This window comes from Phyllobacterium sp. GQ127 (assembly GCF_059758635.1).
Genome location: NZ_JCAXDZ010000002.1, coordinates 664521 through 690989 on the forward strand (window position 1 = coordinate 664521; position 26469 = coordinate 690989).

General features: G+C 54.4%; 19 protein-coding genes and 1 tRNA gene. 10 read left to right on the forward strand and 10 right to left on the reverse strand.

Features of this window, described 5'->3' with window-relative positions:
- Positions 1 to 95 precede the first annotated feature (95 nt).
- The 5 genes from kdpA to AC6CHM_RS11550 are packed head-to-tail and all read left to right on the forward strand — an operon-like array spanning position 96 to position 7833.
- Entirely contained in the window at positions 96 to 1805 is a 1710-nt protein-coding gene (gene kdpA, locus AC6CHM_RS11530) for a potassium-transporting ATPase subunit KdpA (RefSeq protein ID WP_498173240.1), read from the forward strand.
- Positions 1806 to 1816: 11 nt separating this feature from the next.
- Positions 1817 to 3865, forward strand: a complete 2049-nt coding sequence (kdpB, locus tag AC6CHM_RS11535) for a potassium-transporting ATPase subunit KdpB (RefSeq protein ID WP_498173241.1) — start codon at positions 1817 to 1819, stop codon at positions 3863 to 3865.
- 11 nt (positions 3866 to 3876) lie between these two features.
- Entirely contained in the window at positions 3877 to 4446 is a 570-nt protein-coding gene (gene kdpC, locus AC6CHM_RS11540) for a potassium-transporting ATPase subunit KdpC (protein ID WP_115051996.1), read from the forward strand.
- 13 nt (positions 4447 to 4459) lie between these two features.
- The gene (locus tag AC6CHM_RS11545) at positions 4460 to 7150 is read left to right on the forward strand and encodes a DUF4118 domain-containing protein (protein ID WP_336440817.1); all 2691 of its coding nucleotides are present in this window, start codon (positions 4460 to 4462) and stop codon (positions 7148 to 7150) included.
- The gene (locus tag AC6CHM_RS11550) at positions 7147 to 7833 is read left to right on the forward strand and encodes a response regulator (protein WP_115051992.1); all 687 of its coding nucleotides are present in this window, start codon (positions 7147 to 7149) and stop codon (positions 7831 to 7833) included. The genes AC6CHM_RS11545 and AC6CHM_RS11550 overlap by 4 nt, the downstream gene beginning before the upstream one ends.
- Before the next feature lie 298 nt (positions 7834 to 8131).
- Here AC6CHM_RS11550 and AC6CHM_RS11555 read toward each other — a convergent pair.
- Positions 8132 to 8208: transfer RNA gene (locus AC6CHM_RS11555), tRNA-Pro, on the reverse strand.
- 188 nt (positions 8209 to 8396) lie between these two features.
- Between AC6CHM_RS11555 and AC6CHM_RS11560 the strand changes: the two genes are divergently transcribed.
- Entirely contained in the window at positions 8397 to 10643 is a 2247-nt protein-coding gene (locus tag AC6CHM_RS11560; RefSeq protein ID WP_337353728.1) for an AGE family epimerase/isomerase, read from the forward strand.
- A gap of 76 nt (positions 10644 to 10719) precedes the next feature.
- On the opposite strand, the gene betB is transcribed toward AC6CHM_RS11560, so the two are convergent.
- From betB to betI, 4 genes are all read right to left on the reverse strand, one after another.
- Positions 10720 to 12183, reverse strand: coding sequence for a betaine-aldehyde dehydrogenase (betB, locus tag AC6CHM_RS11565; RefSeq protein WP_115051988.1), 1464 nt, complete (start codon positions 12181 to 12183; stop codon positions 10720 to 10722).
- 164 nt (positions 12184 to 12347) lie between these two features.
- Positions 12348 to 13997, reverse strand: coding sequence for a choline dehydrogenase (betA, locus tag AC6CHM_RS11570; protein WP_115051987.1), 1650 nt, complete (start codon positions 13995 to 13997; stop codon positions 12348 to 12350).
- 7 nt (positions 13998 to 14004) lie between these two features.
- A complete protein-coding gene (gene betC / locus AC6CHM_RS11575) occupies positions 14005 to 15525 on the reverse strand; it encodes a choline-sulfatase (RefSeq protein WP_115051986.1) in 1521 nt (506 codons plus the stop codon).
- The gene (gene betI, locus AC6CHM_RS11580; RefSeq protein WP_115051985.1) at positions 15522 to 16124 is read right to left on the reverse strand and encodes a transcriptional regulator BetI; all 603 of its coding nucleotides are present in this window, start codon (positions 16122 to 16124) and stop codon (positions 15522 to 15524) included. The genes betC and betI overlap by 4 nt, the downstream gene beginning before the upstream one ends.
- A gap of 153 nt (positions 16125 to 16277) precedes the next feature.
- Between betI and AC6CHM_RS11585 the strand changes: the two genes are divergently transcribed.
- Positions 16278 to 17444, forward strand: coding sequence for an acetyl-CoA acetyltransferase (locus tag AC6CHM_RS11585; protein WP_115051984.1), 1167 nt, complete (start codon positions 16278 to 16280; stop codon positions 17442 to 17444).
- 9 nt (positions 17445 to 17453) lie between these two features.
- On the opposite strand, the gene AC6CHM_RS11590 is transcribed toward AC6CHM_RS11585, so the two are convergent.
- Together AC6CHM_RS11590 and AC6CHM_RS11595 are read right to left on the reverse strand one after the other, a co-directional pair.
- Positions 17454 to 18125 carry a class I SAM-dependent methyltransferase gene (locus tag AC6CHM_RS11590; RefSeq protein ID WP_498173244.1) on the reverse strand — a complete coding sequence of 224 codons (672 nt, stop codon included), beginning with the start codon at positions 18123 to 18125 and terminating at the stop codon, positions 17454 to 17456.
- A gap of 133 nt (positions 18126 to 18258) precedes the next feature.
- Positions 18259 to 18996 (reverse strand): DUF3750 domain-containing protein, encoded by a 738-nt coding sequence (locus tag AC6CHM_RS11595; protein ID WP_307286451.1) that lies wholly within the window; start codon positions 18994 to 18996, stop codon positions 18259 to 18261.
- A gap of 92 nt (positions 18997 to 19088) precedes the next feature.
- Here AC6CHM_RS11595 and AC6CHM_RS11600 point away from each other — a divergent pair, with 92 nt between their 5' ends.
- Both AC6CHM_RS11600 and AC6CHM_RS11605 read left to right on the forward strand, forming a co-directional pair.
- Positions 19089 to 20111, forward strand: a complete 1023-nt coding sequence (locus tag AC6CHM_RS11600) for an asparaginase (RefSeq protein ID WP_115051981.1) — start codon at positions 19089 to 19091, stop codon at positions 20109 to 20111.
- 91 nt (positions 20112 to 20202) lie between these two features.
- Positions 20203 to 20676 (forward strand): GreA/GreB family elongation factor, encoded by a 474-nt coding sequence (locus tag AC6CHM_RS11605; RefSeq protein WP_115052202.1) that lies wholly within the window; start codon positions 20203 to 20205, stop codon positions 20674 to 20676.
- 235 nt (positions 20677 to 20911) lie between these two features.
- Here AC6CHM_RS11605 and corA read toward each other — a convergent pair whose 3' ends face one another.
- Genes corA through AC6CHM_RS11620 form a run of 3 tightly spaced genes read right to left on the reverse strand, consistent with a single transcriptional unit; the run spans position 20912 to position 25476 of the window.
- Positions 20912 to 21904, reverse strand: coding sequence for a magnesium/cobalt transporter CorA (corA, locus tag AC6CHM_RS11610; RefSeq protein ID WP_115051980.1), 993 nt, complete (start codon positions 21902 to 21904; stop codon positions 20912 to 20914).
- Between the two features lies 1 nt (position 21905).
- Positions 21906 to 24038, reverse strand: a complete 2133-nt coding sequence (gene scpA / locus AC6CHM_RS11615; protein ID WP_115051979.1) for a methylmalonyl-CoA mutase — start codon at positions 24036 to 24038, stop codon at positions 21906 to 21908.
- 4 nt (positions 24039 to 24042) lie between these two features.
- Entirely contained in the window at positions 24043 to 25476 is a 1434-nt protein-coding gene (locus AC6CHM_RS11620; RefSeq protein ID WP_498173245.1) for a methylmalonyl-CoA mutase subunit beta, read from the reverse strand.
- Positions 25477 to 25664: 188 nt separating this feature from the next.
- Here AC6CHM_RS11620 and AC6CHM_RS11625 point away from each other — a divergent pair, with 188 nt between their 5' ends.
- The gene (locus tag AC6CHM_RS11625; RefSeq protein WP_498173247.1) at positions 25665 to 26429 is read left to right on the forward strand and encodes an SDR family oxidoreductase; all 765 of its coding nucleotides are present in this window, start codon (positions 25665 to 25667) and stop codon (positions 26427 to 26429) included.
- Positions 26430 to 26469 lie beyond the last annotated feature (40 nt).

Consider the following 26469-nt stretch of genomic DNA (forward strand, 5'->3'; position numbering starts at 1 on the left):
TCCGCTCCGGTTCTCAAACCCTACCATTTTCGGCTCACCCTGAACGATTGTCAGGCTTTCGCTGAATTCCCCATTTTCCATTTCGGAGACTACCAATGACACTTGTCGGATGGCTGCAAATCAGCCTGACGCTGCTCGCCGTTCTTTTGGCGATCAAGCCGCTTGGTCTTTATATGAGCCATGTTTTTGCCGGGGAAAGAACGTTTCTTTCGCCGGTGCTCAATCCTGTTGAACGGGCATTTTATGCTGTTGCCGGAATAGACAAAAGTCGCGAGCAGAACTGGATTTCCTATGCATTCGGTGTTCTGCTTTTCAGCACTGCGGGCTTCCTGGTTCTCTATGGCATATTGAGACTACAGGACATCTTGCCGCTCAATCCGCAGGGATTTGCTGGTGTTGCACCTGACCTCGCCTTCAACACGGCGGTCAGCTTCATCACCAACACCAACTGGCAGTCCTATGGCGGTGAAACCACGATGAGTCATTTTAGCCAGATGGCAGGACTCACCGTGCAGAACTTCCTTTCTGCTGCAACTGGGATGGCGATCGCTGTTGCCTTGTCTCGGGCATTCGTGCGTTCAAACATGACCACGCTTGGCAATTTCTGGGTCGATATGACCAGAGCGACGCTTTATGTGCTGCTGCCACTGGCCGTCATTGTTGCACTGCTCTTTATCGCGCTCGGCATGCCCCAAACGCTTGATGGTTCATTTACAGCCACAACGCTGGAAGGCGCAAAGCAGATCATTTCAACAGGGCCGGTCGCCAGCCAGGAAGCTATCAAACAGCTTGGCACCAATGGCGGTGGTTTCTTCAACGTCAATGCCGCACATCCGTTTGAAAACCCGAACGCCTTTTCGAACTATCTCGGCGTGTTCTCGATGCTCGTCGTGTCATCGGCAATGGTCTACGCATTCGGGCAGATTGCCGGCAATCGCCGTCAGGCATGGGCGCTGCTGTCAGCAATGGCGATCCTGCTCATCATCGGCATTGGTGCGGTCTACTGGGCGGAAACAAGCGGCAATCCTATCCTGACCCAACTGGGAGTGGCCCCCTTGCAAGGGAACATGGAAGGCAAGGAAATTCGCTTTGGTCAGGCAGGCACCGCCCTTTACGCCGCCGTGACAACCGGCCTTTCCAATGGCGGCGTGAATTCGATGCACGCATCGCTGACGCCCCTTGGCGGTCTTATTCCGATGTTCCTTATCCAGCTTGGCGAAGTATTGCCGGGTGGTGTCGGTTCCGGGCTTTACGGCATGGTGATCTTTGCAATTCTCACAGTGTTCGTTGCAGGGCTGATGGTTGGCCGCACCCCCGAATTTCTCGGCAAGAAGATTGAGTCGAGAGAGATGAAATTTGCGATGCTGGCCGTTCTTGTACTGCCGCTGGCAATCCTCGGCTTTACTGCAATCTCTGCAATATTGCCCGTAGGTCTTGCCGGACTGCTTAATAAGGGTCCGCACGGTCTGTCGGAAATCCTTTATGCTTACTCTTCCGCTGCGGGCAACAACGGCTCTGCCTTCGCCGGCCTGACGGCTAACTCGATCTGGTACAATACGACACTTGGCATTGCCATGCTGCTAGGCCGCTTTGCCTATATCGTGCCGGTTCTTGCAATTGCGGGATCACTTGTCGGTAAGCAGAAGGTTCCAGCTTCCGCAGGAACATTCCCAACCGATGGCCCGCTCTTCGTTGGTCTGCTCATCGGTATCATCATCATTCTCGGCGGTTTGCAGTATTTTCCTGCTCTCGCCCTTGGTCCCATCGTCGAGCATTTCCTGATGCTCTCCGGTCAGACGTTCTAAGGATCAGCAAAATGTCTTCAAAGGCAAAATCAATATCCATGTTCGACAGTGCCATTCTGGTTCAGGCACTGAAAGGATCATTCATCAAGCTCAATCCGATGAAGCTGGTGCATAATCCGGTCATCTTCACCACCGAAGTCGTCGCTGCAATGGTGACGCTTCTCTGGCTGCGCGACATGATAAGCGGAAGCGGAACACCATTATTTTCCGGGCAGATTGCCGCCTGGCTTTGGTTCACCGTTATTTTCGCAACCTTCTCGGAAGCAATCGCCGAAGGACGCGGCAAGGCGCAGGCGGACAGTCTGAAGCGCACGAAATCGGACCTTGTGGCCAAACGGCTGAAGTCTGCCAATGGCAAGGATTATGATGTCGTGCCCGCCACAAGCCTTAAAGTCGGCGACCTTGTCTATATCGAGGTCAATGATCTTGTGCCCGGCGATGGTGAAATCATTGAAGGTGTGGCTTCGGTGAACGAAAGTGCCATCACTGGCGAGTCGGCACCTGTTATCCGCGAGTCCGGCGGTGACCGATCAGCGGTAACAGGCGGCACGCAGGTTTTATCCGACTGGCTCATTGTGCGTATTACAACCAAGCCAGGCGAAACCTTCGTTGATCGAATGATCGCACTGATCGAAGGCGCGGAGAGGCAGAAGACACCAAATGAAATAGCCTTGTCGATCCTGCTGTCCGGTCTGACACTTGTGTTTCTTATCGCAGTTGTGACTGTTTCAGGCCTTGCTGCTTATTCCGGCACGATCATGACTGTTACCGTGCTTGCAGCGCTTTTCGTAACGCTCATTCCGACGACAATCGGCGGCCTGCTTTCTGCGATCGGCATTGCCGGCATGGATCGGCTTATCGGCTTCAATGTCATAGCAACATCGGGTCGGGCTGTTGAAGCAGCGGGCGATGTGGATACTCTTTTGCTCGACAAGACCGGCACGATTACCTTCGGCAATCGTATGGCTACGGAGTTCATCCCGGTTGACGGAACTCCAGAAGAAGAGCTTGCAAGTGCAGCACTTCAAGCCTCGCTTTCCGATGAAACAGCAGAGGGCCGCTCCATCGTGGCTTTGGCTCAAGCCGATTACGGCCTCTCCAACACAGTATTGGATGGCAAGCAGGCAACGTTCATACCTTTTGCCGCCCAGACACGTATTTCCGGGGTGGATATTGGCAAGGACCAAATCCGCAAAGGCGCGATAGACTCCATCCTGAACGTGGCCGGGCTTACAAAAGACACCGCCCCACAAAGTTTCCAGAAGGCGGTTGATTCCATCGCTCGCGTAGGCGGAACACCTCTTGGTGTGACATATAATGGAAAACTGCTTGGCGTGATCCATCTGAAGGATGTTGTCAAACCGGATATCAAGGAGCGCTTTGCCGCCTTGCGTGCCATGGGCATCAGGACGGTCATGGTCACGGGCGATAATCCTGTCACTGCCGCCGCGATCGCGTCTGAAGCGGGCGTTGACGACTTCATGGCGGAAGCCACCCCTGAACAGAAGCTTGCCTATATCCGCAAGGAACAACAGGGCGGGCGGCTTATCGCCATGTGCGGCGACGGCACCAATGATGCGCCTGCACTTGCGCAGGCTGATGTCGGGGTTGCGATGCAGTCTGGTACGCAGGCTGCGCGTGAAGCCGGTAATATGGTCGATCTCGATTCAAGTCCGACCAAGCTGATTGAGATTGTCGAAATCGGCAAGCAGATCCTGATGACGCGGGGTTCGTTGACAACGTTTTCAATTGCCAATGACGTAGCCAAATACTTTGCGATCATTCCGGCGCTGTTCGTTGTAACCTATCCGCAGCTTGGCGCACTCAACATCATGGGGTTGAGCTCGCCGCAATCGGCAATCCTTTCGGCTGTCATCTTCAATGCCTTGATCATTATCGCGCTTATACCGCTGGCTCTGAAAGGTGTCTCATACAAGCCAGTCGGCGCATCTGCTCTCTTGCGGCGTAATCTTCTGGTTTACGGGCTCGGCGGGCTGCTGGTGCCGTTTGTCGGCATCAAGGCGATTGACGTGATCGTCGCTGCACTTAATCTCGTTTAAAGGAAATTGCGATGCTAAACCAACTTCGACCGGCAATCGTACTCACGCTCAGTCTAACAATTGTAACGGGTCTGCTTTACCCACTTGCAATGACCGGGATCGGCCAGACTCTGTTTGCGACACAGGCAAATTCAAGCCAGATAAAGCGCGGCGATACTATTGTCGGCTCCAGTCTGATCGGCCAGAATTTTACCAGCGATATCTATTTCTGGCCGCGCCCATCCGCCACCAGCCCCGATCCTTATAATGCTGCTGCCTCAAGCGGTTCAAACCTTGGCCCAACATCGGCAGCACTGGTTGAGCGGGTAAAAACATCGGTCGAATCCTTCAAGTCAGCCGGTGTAACGACGGCCATTCCAGCCGATGCAGTGACCAGTTCCGCATCGGGGATCGATCCGGATATCTCGGTAGACTACGCAATGCTGCAAGTGGCGCGTGTTGCTCAGGCCCGTGGTTTGGACCCGGAAGCAGTTTCTCAACAGGTCAAAGCCAATACGCGGCAAGCTGTGCTTGGTATATTCGGTGAAGTTGGGGTAAACGTTCTGGCGCTGAACCTGGCACTCGATGATCTGAAGAAATAAACCCGAGGCATTTATGGCCGAATATGGTCACCGACCTGATCCTGATAAATTGTTGGAGCTTGCCGCGCGTGAAAAGCGCGGCAAGCTTACTGTATTTCTTGGTGCGGCTCCTGGCGTCGGCAAAACCTATACGATGCTCCAGCGTGCGCGTAGGCTCAAGGAAGATGGCGTCGATATTGTCATCGGCCTTGCCGAGACGCACGGACGGAGCGAAACCGCAGAATTGCTCGAAGGACTTGAAGTTCTTCCGCGCAAACAGATCGACTATCGCGGTCGCCCGCTGGAAGAATTCGATCTGGATGCAGCTCTGGCGCGTAAGCCAACCGTGCTTGTTCTCGACGAGATCGCACATACAAACGCACCCGGCAGCCGTCATCCGAAACGGCATCAGGATATTGAAGAGCTGATCTGGCATGGCATTGATGTCTGGACGGCGATGAACGTCCAGCATCTGGAAAGCCTGTCTGATCTGGTGACAAATATCACCGGCGTGAAAGTGCGGGAGACCGTGCCCGATATCGTCATCAAGCGGGCCGATGATGTGCTGCTGGTCGATCTTTCACCTATTGAACTCATCGCGCGTTTAAAAGAAGGAAAGATATATCTCCCCGGCAATGCGGAACGTGCTGCCGAAGGATTTTTCAAGCCTGAAAACTTGACTGCGCTGCGCGAACTGGCGCTACGCCGTACCGCTGATCGCGTTGACGACCAGATGATTGATCTGTTGCGGCAAAATGCGATCGAGGGGCCATGGGCGTCGGGAGAGCGATTGCTGGTCTGTGTCGGGCCTGACAGTCTGTCGGAAAAGGTTGTACGCACGGCGAGCCGTCTTGCTTCAGGGCTCAATGCGCGCTGGCTGGTTGTTTCATTGACCAATGCAAGTACGGCAGGCATGGATGTTGCCGCCAACCAGCGCATCGACAAGATTTTGGATATGGCCGAAAGGCTTGGCGCTGAAACCCGCCGTGTCATCGCCCGGGATTTTGTCGAAGAAATCTATCGATTGTCCCGGCGCGAAAATATCACGCAGGTTGTGCTGGGACGCCCAAGAGGCAAGGCCTTCTCCAATCCCTTCCGGCGCTCCTTGCCCGATGAGGTCATGAAGCGCCTTACCGATGTCGGCGTGCACATCGTCACGGGCAGTGAGGAAGATACGGCCTATGTCGCGCCGCCTCCGCAACGACGCTCAAGAATTGAATTGGCAAAATCCATTGCCATTCCGGTTCTGGCCACAGGTGCGACCACCCTGCTCGGACTTGGCGCGAGCAATATTGTCCATCTGCAGAACCTGTCGATGCTCTATCTGGTTGCCGTCATTCTCTCGGCAATGTCGAGCGGACGCTTTGCAGCCATCATTGCGGCTTGCCTGTCTTTCGTCCTGTACAATTATTTCTTCATTGAACCGATCCACAATTTGAGCATTGCCAAGCCGCACCAGCTATTCTCGCTCATCATTTTCCTCGCAGTGGCACTGATGATTGGCGATCTTGCCGGGCGTCTGCGTGATCAAGTTGCCCGCTCACGCAATCAGGCGAAAAGCACGCAGGCGCTTTACGAGTTCTCGCGGAAACTTTCCGGCACAGCGCGGCTTGACGATGTTCTGGTGGCCGGTGCGACGCATCTTCACGCGACGCTGGAAACCGGCGTGGTGATCCTTTTGCCTGAAGATGATGAACTACTCCTTCAGGCCGCCTGGCCGCCCGATATGGCTCTCGACAGTACGGATATGACAGCCGCACGTTGGGCTTTCGATAAGAATGAGCGTGCCGGGCACGATACGGCAACGCTGCCGCAGATTTCATGGCAATTTCTGCCCATCGTCACGTCACACGGCGTTGCCGGCGTAACCGGCATTTCCATGGCGGATCATTCAGGCTCACTGAGTGAAAACGAAGATCGTAAGCTGATGGCCATTCTGGACCAGACTGCCATCGCTATCGACCGCGCTTTGCTGATGCGCGAAAACGCCAAGACAGCGGCGCTGCAGGAAAGCGAAAAGCTCCATACAGCTCTGTTCTCGTCACTGTCACATGATTTGAAAACGCCGCTTGCTTCCATTACCGGCGCAGTGACAACACTGCGGCAACTCGGCGGAAAAATGAAGCAAAGCAGCCGCGATGACCTATTGCTTTCCATTGAGGAGGAAGCGGGCCGTCTTACCCGGTTTGTGTCCAACCTTTTCGACATGACGCGTATTGAAGCTGGAACGCTGAAAGTCAAAAGTAGTCCGGTTGACGCTGCGGACGTCATTGTTTCGGCGATTGAGCGAATGAAACGGCTCAAGCCCGGGATCGCAATCGATACAAGCATTGCCACGGACCTTGCAGTTGTCAGCGGCGATTCCGGATTGCTCGGCCAAGTTCTGTTTAACTTGCTAGACAATGCAGCAAAATATGGCGGGGACAGCCCGATTGCGGTCTATGCCAAGAACGATGCGGGGCGGGTCGTCATCAGTGTGACTGATCAAGGAAAAGGTATTCCTGAAAAAGATCTCGATCGTATTTTCGAAAAGTTCTACCGGCGCGTAAAAAGTGATGGCCGGGCAGCAGGGACGGGGCTTGGACTTTCCATCGCCCGTGGATTTGTCGAGACAATGGGCGGAACAATCAAGGCGGAAAGCCCGGCCATTCGCAAGCGTGGTACGCGGTTTGTCATCAGTCTTCCAACATTTGAAAAAGCGGGAGGCGAGACAGCAAGCCGATGAACGAGAACCGCATTCTGATTGTCGATGACGAGCCGCAAATACAGCGGTTCCTGCATCCAGCGCTGACGGCGTCCGGCTACGATGTCATGACGGCAGCAACGGCGGCTGATGCAGAGCGGATGATCGCGACCAGCGCGCCGGATCTCGTCATTCTGGATCTTGGTCTCCCGGACAAGGACGGCAAGGAAGTCATTCGGACTGTCAGAGCCTTTTCCGAAGTGCCGATTATTGTTTTATCGGCGCGCGATCGGGAGGCGGAAAAAATTGCGGCGCTTGATCTTGGGGCAAATGATTACGTCGAAAAGCCCTTTGGAATTGGCGAACTTTTAGCCCGCGTCCGCACAGCCTTGCGGCAGAAGGCGGCGGGTGCCAGCGTGCCGTCGATATTTGAAAGCAATGGCCTCGTTGTCGATATGGTCAAGCGCGCGGTTACGCTCCATGGGGAAGAGGTTCATCTGACGCGCAAAGAATATCAGTTGCTGGTGCATCTGGTTTTGCACCCGGGTCTGGTTGTTACGCACCGCCAGCTGCTGGCGTCAGTTTGGGGCGCGGCGCATCTTGAGGATTTGCATTATCTGCGCGTGTTCGTAGGGCAATTGCGCGCCAAGATTGAGCAGGATCCCAATCAACCGCATTTCATTCGTACCGAGCCCGGTGTGGGCTACAGGTTCATTGCAAACTGAAGACGCTTATTCCATGCCGCGACAGCGTGTTGCTGCAACTTTCAGCTTAAGGTAATCAGGCAACATGTCGATATCGTATTGGGTAATAGCTGTATTCTACCTTGGACACTTCTGGCCTGTTACTCTGACAGTGATCCTGATTTTTCTGCTTATAGCTAAGTTCGGTACGCGGAACACTGGCTGGCGGGTTTTCTGGAGCGTGTTGGCAATTTCATTGATCGCCCCGCTTTTACTCTGGCTCTACGTCTCGTTCCAAGCGTGATCTGGGCTAAGACGTCAAAGATTTCATTCGATTTTCTGGTCGGAGTGAGAGGATTCGAACCTCCGACCCCGTCGTCCCGAACGACGTGCGCTACCAGGCTGCGCTACACTCCGCGACCAGTAAGGGCGGTATATAACGCCGTCACTAAAGCGCTGCAAGATGGTTCAGAAGCACTTTTTTAATTATAGAAGCGCGAAATTCGTGAGGCGTGATTAGTTAAGACTTTAGTTCTGTGATCATTAGGATAAGTCTTGTATTCGTTGACCAAGAAGTTCTGAAATGCTGAAATAACGGGGCATAAATGACAATCGAAAAAGCAACAATCATCAGCTTTGTTATGAGCGGCGGTGTAGGTTCAAGGCTTTGGCCATTGTCGCGCGAAGATTTTCCCAAGCAGTTTCACAATTTGTCGGGTCAGGGCTCCATGCTGCTGCGCACAATCAAGCGCATGGCGGCACGCAGCGACACGACAGTTCCCGTTTATTTGTTGGCATCGGAGCGTCATTCGGACCGCATCAATCAGGATCTGGCGGGAACGGATCTGGCGGGCGGGCGTCCCATTCTTGAACCAATGGGGCGTAACACAGCCTCCGCAGTGGTGCTGGCGACAGAAATAACCTTGCGCGAACATGGCGATGAGCTTGTGCTTGTGGTGCCGTCCGATCATGAAATAACAACCGATCGCGATTTCTGGAACACTGTTGAAGCCGGTGTCGAGGCGGCCAAGGCGGGACGCATTGTTGTGTTCGGTATCAAGCCGGATCGCCCGGAAACCGGATTCGGTTATATTGAAGTGGCTCCTGAGACGACACAGACACGCGATGTCGTACGCTTTGTTGAAAAACCGAACGAGGAGACTGCAACGAAATATCTTGCGTCGGGAAACTTCCTTTGGAACGCTGGTATCTTTCTTTTCCGCGCCAGCGTGATGCGCGACGCTTTCCGGCAACATGCAGCGGAGATTTGGGACAAGGCTGTTGCAGCCTTGAATGAGGCGAGCACCAATATATCGGGCACTTATTTGCCGCATGATCTTTATGCCGCCGTACCGTCGATATCCGTCGATTACGCAATCATGGAACACGCGAAAGATATCGCATTGGTACCAGCAAAGTTTCGCTGGAATGATCTTGGCTCCTGGCAATCTCTGCTGGAAGTGGGATCGGTTGACGGCAATGGCAATGTGCTGGTCGGCGATGTCGTGGCCATTGATTGCGAGCACAGCTATTTGCGCAGCGAAGGCCGCTTGCTCTCGGCCGTCGGCTTGCGCGATACGGCTGTCGTAGCAACCGCCGATGCGACCTTCGTTGCTCCGGTCAATGAGAGTCAAAATGTCAGGAAAATCGTCGAACAGCTTGAAAAAACTGGCCGATTGGAAACCAAATTCACGCCTTCACAAGACCGGTTGCCGCAAGTTGGCGCTTATGGAAACCGGGTGAGACATTGGCTTTTTGACGAAACATTGCCGCTTTGGTCAACGGTGGGCGTCGATACGCGCCATGGCGGCTTTCATGAAGCAATGTCGTTTGACGCAATTCCTATCAACAAGACCAAGCGCATGCGGACGATGGCGCGGCAGATATATGCCTTTGCCGTGGCCAAGGAAATGGGCTGGGATGGACCGGCGCATGACCTTATCGAGCACGGGCTGAGTTTCATTACCAAAGGGCGCACGGATCGGGGCGGCTGGGTCAAGACATTCAATCCGGATGGCAGCATTCTTGATGCCTCGGAGGACACTTATGACCAATCCTTCGTTCTCCTGGCGCTGGCCCATGCGCATAAGGCAGGGCATCCGCAAGCATTGAGGCTGGCGACGGAAACCTTCGCGTTCATCGACGAATATCTCGCAGATTCGCGCATGACCGGATTTTTGGAAATGCCTGACGATAAGGGGCTGCGGCGTTCCAACCCGCATATGCACCTGCTTGAAGCTTTCCTTGCCTGGTATAGTGCAACCGGCAATCGCGATTATCTGCAACGGGCCGCGCGTATCGTCGATCTTTTCCGTCATCACATGTTCGATTCGGAAACATGGACGCTTGGCGAGTATTTCAGCAATGACTGGGACCGAGCACCGGGCGAGCAGGGCGAGTGGACCGAGCCGGGCCATCACTTTGAATGGGCACATTTGCTCTCGGCCTTCGCTGCATCTTCGGGCCAAAAGGATGCAATCCGTTATGCCCGCAAGCTCTACGCCTCAGCCATTGCCAATGGCCTGAACCGTTCGACGGAACTTGCCTATGGTGCGGTCTCACGGCATGGCCTGCCACTTGACACCAACTCTCGCAGCTGGCCGCAAACGGAAGCCGTTAAGGCCGCTATCGCGCTTGACGGAAATGGCGGGCCCGATCTGAAACCTGAAGTGGAGGCCCGTGTTGGACGGCTCTTCCGCTGGCATATTGAGCCTGCGCCGAAGGGGTTGTGGATTGATCTTATTGATCAGAAAGGGCGAGCCAAAGCCGAAGAGGTTCCAGCTTCGATCTTCTATCATCTGGTCAGCGCCCTGACGCAATATGTCGACTATGTTGGGAAGCGCCCTCAGTAAGTTAAACGCTCACTTCGCCGTCATCCTCGATCAAGCCCGAGGATGACGGCGAGGTTAGTAGTTCTCGCAACGATCCTCAGTAAGGGCTTTCCACATTTCCGGTCTCGACATAGACCGACTTGATCTGGCTATAGTGATACAGTGCTGCCAGGCCATTTTCGCGTCCGACGCCTGATTGCTTGAAGCCGCCAAAGGGCATTTCCACCGGCGCCAGATTATAGGTATTGATCCAGCAGGTACCGGCTTTGATTTGGCTTATCACTCGATGGGCACGGGAAAGGTCCTTGGTGAAAACGCCAGCGGAAAGGCCAAATTCCGAGTCATTTGCACGGGCAATGACCTCTTCTTCCTCAGTGAAGTCCAGCACCGTCATAACCGGGCCGAATATTTCTTCACGCGCGATGATCATATTATCAGTCACATTGGTGAAAATGGTCGGCTCGACGAAGCAGCCGCCCTCAAAACCCTGCATCTGAGGCACGCCGCCACCAAAATGCAATGTCGCCCCTTCAGCTTTGCCCTTTTCAATATAGGATACGACCTTGTCGCGCTGTGCAGCATTAACAAGCGGGCCGAGATGAATTTCCGGATCAAGCGGATCACCAAGGCGGATAGCTTTTGTTCGTGTGGTGAGACGGTCGAGAAATTGATCCTTGATGCCGCTTTGCACGAAAACGCGGGTGCCGTTGGAACAAACCTGTCCTGTTGAATAGAAATTGCCCAAGAGCGCGCCGCCGACAGCGTTTTCGACATCTGCATCGTTAAAGATGATCAAGGGAGACTTGCCACCGAGTTCCATTGTGGCGTGTTTCATATGCGAGCCAGCCTGTGCGAGCACACGTTTGCCTGTCGGTACCGAGCCGGTAAGGGAGACTTTCGCCACCAGCGGATGATCAACCAGTTGTGAACCAACATCGCCGAAGCCCTGGACGACGTTGAACAGACCATCTGGCAAGCCTGCTTCCTTGTAAATCTCGGCAAGCGCCAAGGCCGAAAGCGGCGTATTTTCCGATGGCTTGAAAATCATGGCATTGCCCGCAGCCAAGGCTGGGGCGGATTTCCAACCTGCACCCTGAATCGGGTAATTCCATGCCCCAATGCCAACGCATACGCCCAGTGCCTCGCGGCGTGTATAGGCGTAGGACCCGCCGAGCTCGATCATCTCGCCATTGAAACCAGCAATGATGCCCCCGTAAAACTCCAGCGCATCAGCAGCAGATGCAGGGTCAGCAACCAGCGTTTCCTGAATGGCCTTGCCGGTGTCCAAGGTTTCAAGATGCGCAATTTCTGCATTGCGTTCCCGGAGGATGTCGGCGGCGCGGCGAAGGATACGGCCACGCTCAACAGGTTTTAAAGCAGCCCATGCGGGCTGGGCAGCGGCAGCGGCTTGTACCGCCTGTTCGATGAGCGCTGGCGTTGCTCCATACAGTTTGGCAATGATTTCGCCGGTGGCCGGATAGATCACGTCGAGCGGCTTGCCTTCCTTGTCTTCTACAAAGCGGCCATTGATGAAATGCGATGCCTTTGGCTGCGCGCGCATGATGTTCTCCTTGAATTAAAAAGTAGCATAGGCGTTATGCGTGGTTCGACAAGCTCACCATGAGGAAGGTGGATGATGGCACCAGCAAAACTCGGCGGCGCCTTGCAAAGTATCAACCTTCCTCATGGTGAGCTTGTCGAACCACGCATAATGGTACTGCAAGATCATCGATCACTCACTTTCCACCGTGGATTGATCCAAGGCTCCTGGTTGGAACGGGGTAGTGGATCGCGGCCAAGAATATGATCTGAGGCCTTCTCCCCGGTCATAATCGATGGGCCATTGAGATTGCCATTGGTAACGCGCGGGAAAATGGATGAATCCGCAACGCGCAGACCTTCAACGCCGATCACACGGCATTGCGGATCGACCACTGCCATTGGATCGCTTGTCGCGCCCATCTTGCATGTGCCGCATGGATGGAAAGCGCTTTCTGCATGTTCGCGCAGGAAATCGTCAATTTCATCATCCGACTGGATATGAGCGCCGGGAGAAATTTCCCGGCCCCGATAGGGCGTCAAAGCATCCTGGCCGAAAATCTCACGCGTAAGCCGTACCGCATGGCGGAAGTCCGTCCAATCATCGGGATGCGACATGTAGTTGAACAAAATCTTGGGCTTCTCGAATGGATCGGAGGAGCGGAGCGTAACGCTGCCTCGCGATTTGGAGCGCATGGGACCAACATGGGCTTGAAACCCATGGCCTTTGGCCGCGGCCTTCCCATCGTAGCGGATTGCTGCAGGAAGGAAGTGATATTGGATATCCGGATAATCGATACCGGGTTTGGACCGCACGAAAGCTGCGGATTCAAAATGATTGGTCGCGCCGTCGCCTGTCTTGAAGAAGAGCCATTGCGCGCCGATCAATCCCTTTGAAAACAGCCCAAGCTTGGAGTTCAAAGTTATCGGTTTCAGACTTTCCTGCTGGATATAGACTTCCATATGATCTTGCAGGTTCTGGCCGACGCCCGGTCGGTCTGCAATGACATTTATACCATGTTCTTTCAGATGGGCGGCTGGACCGATCCCCGACAACATGAGTAGCTTTGGCGAATTGATGGATGAGGCCGCAATAATAACTTCGCGTCGTGCCCGAATAGTTTCAACCTTGCCGCGCCGCGTGATTTCGACACCAACGGCCCGTTGATTCTCAATGATCACGCGCCGGGCAAAGCCATTGATCAGATTCACATTTTTGCGCTTCAGGGCTGGGCGCAGATAGGCATTGGCGGCTGACCAGCGGCGGCCATTGTGAATGGTCTGCTCCATCGGGCCGAAGCCCTCCTGTTTGGAACCATTATAGTCCTCAGTAACCTCGAAGCCTGCTTCTTGCCCTGCTTTGACGAAGGCATGAAATAAGGGATTGTCACGGCGCCCGCGCTGGACATGCAGCGGGCCATCTGTTCCGCGCCATCCGGCTTCACCGCCATGGGAGTGCTCCATGCGTTTGAAGTAAGGCAGTACATCGGCATAGGACCAACCCGTTGCGCCGCCTTCGGCCCAGTGGTCAAAATCATGAGCATGGCCCCGCACATATACCATGCCGTTGATGGAGGATGATCCACCGATGACCTTGCCGCGAGGGGTGACGAGCGTGCGCCCACCCAGATGCGGCTCCGGCTCCGAGGTGAAACCCCAATCATAGGTGCTCATATTCATCGGGAATGAGAGCGCTGCAGGCATCTGGATGAACGGGCCGATATCAGTGCCGCCAAATTCGATGACCAGCACTGAATATTTTCCATCTTCCGACAGGCGATATGCCATGGCGGAACCTGCCGAACCCGAACCGACTATAATGAAATCTGCTTCCACGACTGTCTCACTCGCCGCGCGGATAGCGGGCGTTCTCTTCCAAAACGTTCAAATCCATATGATTGCGCATGTAGCGCTCGGAGGCTTTTTGCAGCGGCTGATAATCCCACGGATAATAAGAACCATTGCGCAGCGCCTCATAGACAACCCAGCGCCGCGCCTGACTTTCGCGCACAGCAGCGTCAAAGGCCTTGAGATTCCAGCGCTCCCGCACGTCAGCCATGAATTTTGCCACTGTGGCAGCGAAGGCCGGGTCATCGGCAAGGTTTGTCAATTCATGCGGATCGGATTCAAGATCAAAGAGTTGCGGCGGATCGATCTCGCAATGCACGAACTTATATTTGCCGGTGCGAATACATATGAGCGGCGCGTTTGAACCTTCCGCAGCATATTCCATGAGCACAGGTCCACTGCGGTTTTTGCCATTGAGCAGGGGTGTCAGATCCTCGCCATCGGTCCATGGCAGAATTTCAGCAATATCAATACCGGCAAGAGCGCCAAGCGTCGGGTTGAGATCGAGCGTGGAGACGGGCTGGCTGATCAATTGCGGCGGGATGTCCTTGCCGGCAATCATCAGCGGTACACGCGCCGAGCCCTCGAAAAAGTTCATCTTGAACCACAGGCCGCGGTCGCCCAGCATATCTCCATGGTCGGAGGTGAAGACGATGATTGTATCGTCAAGCATCCGGGTGGTTTCAAGGGTTTCGATAAGCTCGCCAACCTTGTCATCAATATAGCTGATGTTGGCGAGATAACCCCGCCGCGCACGGCGCACCTGCTCAGGGGTAATATCAAACGCCGTGTGATCGCAGGCATGCAACAGGCGCTGCGAGTGCGGGTCCTGTTGGTCAAAAGGGATCGCTGCGACTTGCGGATCAAGCGCAGGCGAATTCTCGTACAGGTCCCAATATTTGCGCCGCGCCACATAGGGATCGTGCGGATGGGTAAACGAGACGGTCAGGCACCACGGACGGCGGGCCGTATCATCGGACTGGCGCGATAGCTGATAGAGTTTCTGGCGTGCGTGAAACGCAACTTCGTCATCATATTCCATCTGGTTGGTTATCTCGGCAATGCCAGCACCCGTGACAGAGCCAAGATTATGATACCACCAGTCAATGCGCTCCCCCGGCTTACGATAGTCGGGCGTCCAGCCGAAATCGGCAGGGTAGATATCCGTCGTCAGCCGTTCTTCAAGTCCATGCAACTGATCCGGCCCGACAAAATGCATCTTGCCGGACAGACCCGTATAGTAGCCGGCGCGGCGCAGATGGTGGGCATAGGTCGGAATGTCAGAGGCAAATTCAGCCGCATTGTCATAGACCCGGGTTCGCGATGGCAATTGGCCAGACATCAGCGAGGCGCGAGCAGGCGCACAAAGCGGGGAAGCCGTGTAGGTATTGGCAAAGCGTGCCGAACGCTGTGCCAAGGCTTTCAGGTGCGGCGCATGGATGAAATCGGCCGGGCCGTCAGGAAACAGCGTTCCGTTCAGTTGATCTACCATGATGACAAGAATATTGGGCTTCATAGGGCGGCTCTTGAGCGTTCGGAGGCGGCAAGCTTGGTGGTAACGTAATCTTCCACGAGGGCTATGGCTTTGGCTGCTTCAGGCGCGCCATTGCGTAGCGCGTGGCGGATATAAAGTCCGTCAATCATCGCGCCTGTTCCCTCGGCTATCTGGAGCGCGGTTTCCCTGTCTGTCAGTTGCTGCAAGGCATAAGCAAGATTGGAATGCATGCGCCGCGCGTAGACCCGTAGGAGACGGCGCGTCTCATCGGACTGCTGTGCATGAACGTAGAATGTCAGCCAGGCAGCGATAGTCTGCGGCGCAAATTGCGCCGCAGAAAAATTGACAGCGATAACAGCTACGATGCGTGCCGATGGCGTTCGTGCATTGTGTAGCGCGCCAAGAAGGTCCTGGCCAAGCTCGTTCAGCAAATGCCGCATGGTGGCGAGGATCAACTGTTCCTTGCCGCCGAAATAATGATGCGCCAATGCAGCCGAAACGCCAGCTTCCTGGGCAATCTGGGCCACCGTTACATCCAAAGAACCGCGCTCGCCGATCGTGCGGATAGCAGCATCGATCAATGCGCGTTTTCGCAGTGGTTCCATTCCGACTTTTGGCATGAAAGTGTCCTCGTTCGAAAGAAAGACTATTCTTGATTGACTGATCAATCAATAAAAAATTTATGCAGATATTACGTGTTTATACGACATTTACCTTGAAGGACCGGAGGTCCATGTTTAGCTGAAGTACATGACATTTTGTGGAGGAATGAAATGACAGCCTGCATCGTTGGATGGTCGCACTTGCCGTTTGGCAAGCTCGAAGGCGAAACTGTGGAAACGCTGATCGTCAAAGCTGCGCTGGGTGCGCTGGATCATGCGGGCATCGGCCCCGAAGATGTCGATGAAATCGTGCTGGGCCATTTCAATGCGGGTTTCTCACCGCAGGATTTCACCGCCAGTCTCGTTCTGCAAGCCAGTGATGCGTTTCGTTTCAAACCAGCTACACGGGTAGAAAATGCCTGCGCGACAGGTTCGGCGGCCGTCCATCAAGGTATCAAGACCATTCGCGCCGGTGCTGCAAAAGTTGTTCTGGTTGTTGGTGTTGAGAAGATGACCTCCACGCCGGGGCCGGAGATTGGCAAGAACCTGTTGAAGGCCTCTTACCTGCCGGAAGAAGGTGATATTCCAGCGGGATTTGCCGGTGTGTTCGGTCAGATTGCAGCGGCATATTTCCAGAAATATGGCGACCAGTCCGATGCCCTTGCCACTATCGCTGCCAAAAACCACAAGAATGGCGTCAATAACCCTTATGCGCAGATGCGTAAGGATTTGGGCTATGATTTCTGCCGTCAGGAGAGTGACAAGAACCCGTTTGTCGCCGGTCCGTTGAAACGCACGGACTGCTCACTGGTATCTGATGGTGCCGCGGCGCTGGTGCTGACCGACACACAGACGGCCTTGAAGATGCGCCGTGCCGTTGCTTTCCGTGCCGCCGCCCATGTGCAGGATTTCCTGCCGATCTCCAAGCGCGACATATTGCAGTTTGAAGGTTGCGCGGAAGGATGGAAACGTGCGCTCAATCAGGCCGGTGTCACGATTGACGATCTGTCTTTTGTGGAAACCCATGACTGCTTCACCATCGCTGAACTGATAGAATATGAGGCGATGGGGCTGGCAAAGCCGGGAGAGGGTGCAAAGGTTGCCCTCGAAGGCCAGACCGCAATGGGCGGCCGCTTGCCAGTCAACCCATCTGGCGGGCTAAAAGCCAAAGGGCATCCAATTGGCGCAAGTGGCGTTTCAATGCATGTGCTTTCGTCGATGCAACTGACCGGGGAAGCAGGCGGCATTCAGGTGCCGGGCGCAAAGCTTGCCGGCATATTCAATATGGGCGGCGCTGCGGTGGCAAACTACGTTTCGGTGCTTGAGCGGATCAAATAGGGGTGCGGGCTATTTATAGGCAACCCAACCCTTGAACGTCAGTCCAGCATAAAACAGCTCGATATTGGAGAACCCTGCTTCGCGAAGCAGGGCTTCATCCTCTTCAGGCGAGAGGACCGGCAACCGCTCCTTCATGGTCCTGATATTGTTTTCAGATTGAAAGGCAAGCACCCCAGACAAGGATGCAAAAGCCGCAAAGCGCGTCAGCCATTTGTCCGGTTCCGCTCCTTGCGTGGGGAAACTGTGATGCGCAGCGACGAAAGGTGCCCCTGGCTTCAGTCGACGTTGGATGCCGCGCAATGTTTGCAGCCTCTCCCCACGCGGCAGGAAGTGAAGCGTCAAAAGGCAGGTCGCAGCGTCGAAAGGGCCTTCCGGCGCATTATCGATATAGCCCTCCTGGAATGTCACGCGGGAAGCCAGAGAACCGAGATTCGTTTCGGCCAGTTGAAGCATCTCCGCTGACGGGTCAATGCCATCAAAGCGCCATTCCGGTTGCAGCTCCGCAAGCGCTTTCAGCTCCATTCCTCCGCCAGCTCCAAGCACCAGCACTCGCGCATCGGCAGGAGCCCTTTCCGCCAAAAGTAGGCCGGTCATCTTATGCAGATGGCGAAGGCCCGGCACGAGCTGTTCGGTTCTTGCCGCATATCCAGAAACAATATCGGGGTCGCAAAAGGATGCCATTCAAAATCTCCTTAGGGAGCAGAGCCAAGAGGAATGTACTCTAAATCATGTAACTATATATGTTGCATATAAGCTGATATTCAAGACGCATGAATTTTGAGGACAATAATTGCCTTGCAAAAAACCCGTTGCTTTAAAAGCCCACTCTGCCAAATCCGGGAACTTTAAGTCCCGGATTCAAAATATCCAGACCTGCAACTAAGCCCATGAATTGAATCTCGAAACCGCTGCGAGCGCCAGCTGAAATCCCTGCATAACCGAAAAGGTTTGCGTGGAAATTTTGCCAGTCATCATCGATAGCAAAAAGCCTGCCTTCCGTAGGAAAATCCCTACCAATTGCATTAGGAGGCAGGACGATCCCGATTTGCGGCACGGCTCGCAGGACATGCGCCACAAAGCTGTTTGAGTTGGGGCCGGGCCAGATAACGTAATTGCCGTGCGCGGCGTAAGGATAGTTGGTAATAGCAGCCTCAATCCGGGGGATGAGGGATGCCGCTTCCTCACCGTGAATCTCATGAATAATGGTGGGCTTGTTGGAATACCAGTTTCCATCCGCATCATAGGCGTTCTTGCGTACGGGATTACCCCAGCCAACGACATCGTAACGATCATAATTGGTAGCCCCGGGCCGCTTCAGTACCAACCAGCTATGCAGGGAGAGGGCGCCTTTGAGACCGCCAGTCCGCGCCGCCATAATATAGATTGCAGCATCGTTGGCGGCAGGCTGAGCCAGCAGAACACCGCTTGAACTCCAGTCGGCATCACGCCAGTTCGCCGCGTGGGTCTGCGTCATCCACCACCCTGTTGCCATCATGGCCGGCGCTAGAAACATCACAAAGATAAACAGCGCAAGACGGCGGAAGAGCTTCAGCAAGCAGTTTCTCCATTGGAAAGATATACGGAGCAATCTATAACGGCATAAATTCGGGCTGATTTCAGCCCTATTGATGGGAAAATTTAGGTATCATGAGCAATCCGGTTCTGGTGGAAGTTTTTCGGGGCGAAACGTCAGAAAGCCGCCATCGCGGCGCAGTTGTTGTCACCGATGGGGATGGCAAGGTTGTGTTCTCGCTCGGCGATATTGAGCGCCCCACATTTCCACGTTCGGCAATCAAGGCGATACAGGCCTTGCCACTCGTGGAGAGTGGTGCTGCGGACGCCTATGGCTTTGGGAATGAGGAACTCGCCATGGCTTGTGCCTCTCATTCTGGTGAGCAATTGCACGTCGCAAAGGCTGGCGAAATGCTGTCCCGCGCCGGGCTTGATTCGACAGCGCTTGAGTGTGGTTCCCACTGGCCATTTGAACAATCCGTGCTGATTGACCTTGCCAGAAGCGGGCAACAGCCAACGCCTTTGCATAATAATTGTTCCGGCAAACATGCGGGCTTTTTGTGCACCTGCAAGCATCTTGGTATCGAAACACAGGGTTATTCCGCTTTGGGTTCGCCCGAGCAGGACATGGTACGCGACGCCATGGAAAGCGTGACTGGCGCAGCCCACACGCTGGATCATTGTGGAACGGATGGCTGTTCCATCCCGACTTACGCAATTCCATTGCGTAATCTGGCGCATGGGTTTGCGCGCATGGCGACCGGAACCGGATTTGAGCCCCGCCGCGCACAGGCTGCAAAGCGGCTGCTCGACGCCGCGATGGCCGCGCCGTTTTACGTTGCCGGAACCGGGCGTGCCTGCACAAAACTGATGGAAATGGCTCCGGGCCGCATATTCGTCAAGACTGGTGCGGAAGGCGTGTTTGTGGGCGCGCTGCCCGAACTGGGACTTGGTATCGCCGTTAAGTGCGATGATGGTACGACGCGGGCCTCCGAGGCAATCATTGCCACAGTGCTCGCCCGCATCTATCGCAATGAAAGCGAACTGGAATCGAAGCTCGATCGCTTCGCTGACCGTGAAATGCGCAACTGGAATGGCGTGACTTTTGGTGTGGTCAGCCCAACGCCAGCACTGACCGATGCAATGATCAACTGATCTGTTTTCCTAACCGATGAGATTTGCCAACGGATTGGTGGCTTATCTCATCGTACTTGTCGGTAGCCCTCGCAGTACCTACTTTAACCTCATGAGTAGAGCTTTTACCAAAGAAGATGACAGCAATTCATCGATTGATCTAGGCGAGCGCCCATTAAGTACGCATCGTAATCTGGTGACAATCGAAGGATTGGCAATGATTGATGCAGAACTGGCGGCGGCTCATGGCGAATTGGCAAAGGGAAACGCCGAGGCAGACCGTAATATGATTGCCCGCGCATCCCGCGATCTGCGCTATTGGTCGGCCAGGCGCGAAACGGCTGAACTCTCAATTCCTGATCCGGATAGCGATGTTGTGCGCTTCGGCATGACGGTTACGATTGCCGACGAGGACGACAAGAAGCAGGTTTGGAAGATAGTCGGCGAGGACGAAGCCGATGCAAGTCACGGAAAAATCTCGCATATATCCCCTATTGCCAATCTGATGTTTGGCAAATCAATCGGCGACAGCTTTGTGCTGAATGGTCATGAGTGGGAAATTGTGAAAATTCAAATAAACGAATGACTATGGGCGCGCCGCGAACTACCCTCTCAAAGAGGGAACGGGCGTAGGTTGAAACCCTTCTTTCGTCTCAATCAATCTCAACTCGTCGTCCACTTTTAAATTATAGCGGGTAATAATTTCTGCAGGAAAGATGAAACCTACCTCATCCTCCATCTGCAATAACGTAAATTTGGCCCCGTCATATAAGCTTGATTACAGCGATCATGCATCAAACCGTCAAGCTAACCGCTATTATCTAAAGCCAGCCCTTCTTCTTGAAAATGAGCAGTGGAATAACGGCGGAGGCGATCATAACGCCAAGCGCCATGGGATAGCCCCAAACCTTGTCGAGTTCGGGCATGAAGTGAAAGTTCATGCCGTAGATTGAGGCCACCAGCGTAGGCGGCATGAAAGCCACTGCTGCGACGGAAAAAATCTTGATGATGGCATTTTGCTCGATGGAGATGAGGCCAACCACTGTGTCGAGCAGGAAGGTAATCTTGTTGGAAAGAAAATCTACATAGGTGCTCAGCGATTGCGTATCGCGTTCAAGTGATTTGATCCAGGCTCGCGTTTCTTTCTTGTAGGTGTTCTGGTCGGTGATTGCCGTCATGTAGACCAGCAAACGGCTTACACCCGCTATGCTTTCACGAATTTTGGAAAGAAACGCTCCTTGCCCGCCAATTCGGGTGAGGCTGTCACGAAAATTCTTGGTTGTCATTGGCCGGTCTTTTTCCGACCGGCGGAAAATTGCAAATGAATTGTGGTCGATATCACCCGCAACACCTTCGAGAATATCGGCAATACGATCCGTTACAGCTTCGATGATGCCGAGCAAAATGGTGACGCCGCTGCACTTGACATTGATCAGCCCATTGCCAGCTTTGCTGACGCGGCTGATGTAAAGCGCGAAGGCTTTTGGCTCACTGTAACGCACTGTGACGAGCATAGGGCCGGTCAGTATGAAGGTGATCGGCGCAATGCTGTGGTGTTTATTCTCAGTTGAGTGAAGAATCGATGCTGTAAGATATTGCGAGCCATTATCGGCATAAAACCGGCTGGATTCCTCAATCTCGATCATGTCTTCCTTGGTCGGGATGGAGGCCTTGGTCCAGCTCTCGGTCTGAACATCTTCTTCATGGGTTGGATTCAAAAGGTCGATCCAGACCGCATTGTCCGGTGCCGGATCGCCAGCCTGCGCAATGTGAGAGACGAGACGGTCGCCATCAAGCGTATAAATTGTAATCATTTCAAAGTGAATCCAACAGCGTATCAATCAGTTTCTCTGCGGCTTCGCCTATGACAGTCCCGGGAGGGAAAATCGCAGCAGCGCCAGCTTGCAGAACAGCTTCATAGTCCTGCGGCGGAATAACCCCGCCGACGATGACCAATATGTCCTCGCGGCCGTGACGTTTCAATGACTCCTTGAGTTCAGGCACCAAGGTCAGATGTCCGGCAGCAAGCGATGAAACGCCAACAATATGCACATTGCTTTCCGCTGACAGTTCCGCAACTTCCTCGGGCGTCTGGAACATCGCTCCAACGATCACATCGAAACCAAGATCACCAAACGCAGTGGCGATAACCTTCTGGCCTCGGTCGTGCCCATCCTGTCCCATTTTAGCAACGAGAATGCGTGGTTTTTCGCCGGTCCGCTTTTCATAGGCTGCACACTTGGCCTGAACGCGGTCAACAACTTCGCTCTTTCCAACTTCCTTGCGATAAACGCCGGAAATCGTGTGAATGGTTGCAACATGACGGCCATAGGCTTTTTCCAGCGCCAGTGAGATCTCACCCACTGTTGCCCTTGCACGAGCGGCTTTAACCGCCAAATCAAGCAGATTGCCCCTTCCTGATTTGGCGGCCGAAGTCAGCACGGAAAGCGCATCATCGACGGCTGCAACATCACGCGTGCCTTTGAGTTGCTGAAGCTTGGAAAGCTGGCGCGCGCGCACCTCGGCATTGTCGACCTTGAGCACATCGACCAGCGTGTCTTCGGTAGGGCGGTAGGAATTGACGCCGATCACCGGTTGCTGGCCACTATCGATACGCGCTTGTGTGCGGGCTGCCGCTGCTTCGATACGCATTTTAGGAATGCCCTGTTCAATGGCCTTGGCCATGCCGCCCAGCGTTTCGATCTCTTCAATATGCGAAAGGGCACGCCGCGCCAGATCATAGGTCAGCCGTTCAACATAGGCCGATCCACCCCACGGGTCGATAATCCGGGTTGTCCCGGACTCCTTTTGCAGGATCAGCTGCGTATTACGCGCTATGCGTGCGGAATGGTCGGTTGGCAAAGCCAAGGCTTCGTCAAAGGAATTTGTATGCAAAGACTGCGTATGCCCCTGCGTTGAAGCCATCGCCTCAATCATGGTGCGCATGATGTTGTTGTGCGGGTCCTGCGCCGTGAGCGACCAGCCTGATGTCTGTGAATGGGTCCGCAGCGATAGCGAACGCTCATCCTTGGGATTGAAGTTCTTCTTCATCAAAACAGCCCAAAGCAGTCGTGCCGCCCGCAACTTGGCCACTTCCATGAAGAAGTTCATGCCGATTGCCCAGAAAAATGAAAGCCTTGGCGCAAATGTATCAATGTCCTGACCGGCAGCGACGCCAGCGCGGGCATATTCAATGCCATCGGCAATGGTGTAGGCAAGCTCGAGATCTGCCGTCGCTCCGGCTTCCTGCATATGATAACCGGAAATCGAGATCGAATTGAATTTCGGCATCTTCTCCGATGTGTAGGAGAAAATATCGGAAATGATCCGCATGGATGGCTGGGGCGGATAGATGTAGGTATTGCGTACCATGAACTCTTTCAGAATATCGTTCTGAATGGTCCCGGCGAGCTTTTCCTGTGGCACGCCCTGTTCTTCCGCAGCAACGATGTAAAGCGCCAGAATGGGAAGCACCGCGCCATTCATGGTCATCGAAACAGTCATCTCGCCAAGCGGAATGCCGTCGAATAATTGTTGCATATCGAGAATGGAATCGATGGCCACACCCGCCATGCCAACATCGCCCGCGACACGAGGGTGGTCGCTATCATACCCGCGATGTGTTGCGAGATCGAAGGCAACAGAAAGCCCTTTCTGTCCGCCTTTCAGATTACGGCGATAAAAGGCATTGGACTCTTCTGCCGTCGAAAACCCAGCATATTGCCGAATGGTCCAGGGTTGCTGAACGTACATGGTCGGGTAGGGGCCGCGTATGAAGGGCGCAGCGCCGGGAAATGAATCAAGGTGTGGCTGGCCACGCAAGGCCGTATCGCCATAAGAGCGCCTGACCTTGATATCTTCAGGCGTTTTCCAGACAGCAGCATCCGGCTTTGCGGCTGCGCTTTTCGGTGCTTGCCAATCGATCTTGGTAAAATCGGGAATTCTCATCGGTTCAAGCCTGCAGTGTTTCGTCGATGCGCGGAAATGTCAGCGGTTCGCAGTGCACCACGCCGTCCGTTGGCAATGGCATGTGCGGAGCGTCCAGCACTTTCACAGGGCGTTCGGTGGCGGCCGGGAAGACGGTTGTGCCGATGATCGAACGCTCGCCGGATTTGTACCGCTCGGCCCGGGCATGGCGAGCATTGACGATGCGCTCCTGGAGCTTGCCGTCAACAAGGCTTTGCAGAATGCCGCCCTCACGTTCGAGGGTTTGAAATTCTTTCCATGCTGCCTCGCATAGCGCTTCGGTCAGACTTTCGACTGCACCGGAACCACAGGCAGGATCGGCAACAAAAGCAAGGTTGCTTTCGTCCGCAAGAACGAGCTGGGTGTTACGGGCAAGGCGGCGCGCAGAGCCATCCGGCAGCCCGTGCGTAATGGTGTGGGGGAGAATAGCGATCGTATCTGCACCGCCGATAGCGGCGGCGAAGGACGCTATGGTGGTACGCAGAATATTGGTTTCCGGATCAAGCTTCGTCATCATGCGCATCGAGGTTTCCGCATGGATCATCGCCGCAGATGGGGTGATATCGCAGGCCTCCTGCAAGCGCGCCCAGAGACGGCGCAGCGCGCGTATTTTAGCGATAGAAATAAACTGATCCTGATCGACTGACAGCGCAAAACCGATATGCGGCGCGGCATAGTGAATGGGCTGGCGGGCTTCCTCAAACAACCGGAAATGCCCCGCAGCAATGGAGAGCATGGCACCAAGCTCCTGCGCTTCGGTGGCTCCGGCATTGTGATAAACGCGGCCATCGGCTTCCAGCACAATACCGGGGAGATCATCGGAGAAAAATCCGGCAAGTGCTTGCGGCAGCGAAGCTTTCAGCGCGGCGATACTCATGCGCAAACGCCCCGTTCCCGCCAAAGTTGCCGCCGGATCGATACCCAAGGAAAAGCTCAGTGTCTTCGGATTGACATCGCGTGGCCGCATATAGTCGACGAACCAGTCAGCACAGGCGCGGCTTTTTGGATGAACGTCCATCCGCAGGTGAATCATGTCGAGATGGACGCCTCGCAAAACCTGATCAACAGCTTCACGGGTGGCTGGCAGTCCATATCCGAAAGCATTGGGTGCGCCTTCGAAAACCAGTGCGATTCCCGTCGCGCCATTTTCCAGATCTTCCAATAGTTGCTTATTTGCCCGAGCGGGATCTGAATCATCAATGCGCTGTACGATGTGCCAGACTTGGGAGGGGTTTTTGCGCGGAGTGAGCTGCGCCTTACTGGCGCGCTGATACAATGGGCCGACAGCAATGTCATCATCGGTGCGGGAAACCAGGGTTTCGTTGAAATCAGCGCCTTTCAAGGCCTTCTGCGCAAGTTTGACCCATTTTTCGTGGGTCGTCTGCGCAAATTCAGTTTCCTTGAGCAGTGACGCGTCCATGCTTTCTCCCGGCAGTCTGTTCTTTGTTTGTGACTTTAGGTGGAACCATGCTGCTTCGCAACAAAGCAAAGTGCCGCTAGCGCAACGCACTGAAAATAAAATGAATTTTCCTCGCCGCCGGTTTCGGGTGGCTGGCATTGGTGATCCATGAAAGCTTGGCCGTCACGAACAGGCGAAAGGTTTAAATTATGAAAATCCTCAACGGAAAAACGGCCATTATCACAGGTGCAAGTTCCGGCATCGGCTATGAAACAGCAAAGCTCCTGGCGAGCGAAGGTGCGAATATTGTTGTGGCAGCAAGACGTCAAAACGAGCTTGATAAGCTTGTTGCGGAAATCGAAGCTGCGGGCGGCAAAGCGGTTGCTCTTGCGGGAGACGTTGCAGACGAACCCTATGCCAAGGCATTGGTGGAGCTGGCGGAGGCCACATTTGGCGGGGTGGATATCGGATTTAATAATGCGGGTATCAATGGCGAGATGGGAGCGACCCCCGACATCACATTGAAAGGCTGGCAAGACACGCTGAACGTCAATCTCACAGGCGCCTTTCTGGGTGCGAAATACCAAATTCCGGCGATGCAGAAACGTGGGGCTGGTTCGCTGATTTTTACGTCGACCTTTGTCGGCTACACCGTGGGATTTCCCGGAACGGCTGCTTATGGCGCAAGCAAGGCGGGCGTCATTGGCTTGATGAAATCGCTGGCTGCTGAACTTGGACCGCAAGGTATTCGCGTCAATGCGATTTTGCCCGGCGGCACAGAAACAACAATGGCGGAAGCTTGGGTGGATACGCCGGAAAAACTCTCCTTTGTGGAAGGGCTGCATGCGCTTAAGCGAAGGGCAATGCCAGCGGAGATCGCTCGCTCTGTGCTTTATCTCGCTTCTGATGCGTCCAGTTTTACAACAGGCTCGGCCATGCTTGTTGATGGCGGCGTATCGATCAACCGCACGTAAAAAAGAAAACGCGCGCTTTAAAGCGCGCGTTTTCACGGCG

Coding starts and splice junctions, on each gene's coding strand:
- AC6CHM_RS11605 (WP_115052202.1), top strand. CDS start 20,203: ATGAGTAGAGCTTTTACCAAAGAAGATGACAGCAATTCATCGATTGAT.
- scpA (WP_115051979.1), bottom strand. CDS start 24,038: ATGAGAATTCCCGATTTTACCAAGATCGATTGGCAAGCACCGAAAAGC.
- betC (WP_115051986.1), bottom strand. CDS start 15,525: ATGAAGCCCAATATTCTTGTCATCATGGTAGATCAACTGAACGGAACG.
- kdpB (WP_498173241.1), top strand. CDS start 1,817: ATGTCTTCAAAGGCAAAATCAATATCCATGTTCGACAGTGCCATTCTG.
- AC6CHM_RS11545 (WP_336440817.1), top strand. CDS start 4,460: ATGGCCGAATATGGTCACCGACCTGATCCTGATAAATTGTTGGAGCTT.
- betB (WP_115051988.1), bottom strand. CDS start 12,183: ATGCGCGCGCAGCCAAAGGCATCGCATTTCATCAATGGCCGCTTTGTA.
- kdpA (WP_498173240.1), top strand. CDS start 96: ATGACACTTGTCGGATGGCTGCAAATCAGCCTGACGCTGCTCGCCGTT.
- AC6CHM_RS11585 (WP_115051984.1), top strand. CDS start 16,278: ATGACAGCCTGCATCGTTGGATGGTCGCACTTGCCGTTTGGCAAGCTC.
- kdpC (WP_115051996.1), top strand. CDS start 3,877: ATGCTAAACCAACTTCGACCGGCAATCGTACTCACGCTCAGTCTAACA.
- AC6CHM_RS11620 (WP_498173245.1), bottom strand. CDS start 25,476: ATGGACGCGTCACTGCTCAAGGAAACTGAATTTGCGCAGACGACCCAC.
- corA (WP_115051980.1), bottom strand. CDS start 21,904: ATGATTACAATTTATACGCTTGATGGCGACCGTCTCGTCTCTCACATT.
- AC6CHM_RS11625 (WP_498173247.1), top strand. CDS start 25,665: ATGAAAATCCTCAACGGAAAAACGGCCATTATCACAGGTGCAAGTTCC.
- betI (WP_115051985.1), bottom strand. CDS start 16,124: ATGCCAAAAGTCGGAATGGAACCACTGCGAAAACGCGCATTGATCGAT.
- AC6CHM_RS11550 (WP_115051992.1), top strand. CDS start 7,147: ATGAACGAGAACCGCATTCTGATTGTCGATGACGAGCCGCAAATACAG.
- AC6CHM_RS11560 (WP_337353728.1), top strand. CDS start 8,397: ATGACAATCGAAAAAGCAACAATCATCAGCTTTGTTATGAGCGGCGGT.
- AC6CHM_RS11590 (WP_498173244.1), bottom strand. CDS start 18,125: ATGGCATCCTTTTGCGACCCCGATATTGTTTCTGGATATGCGGCAAGA.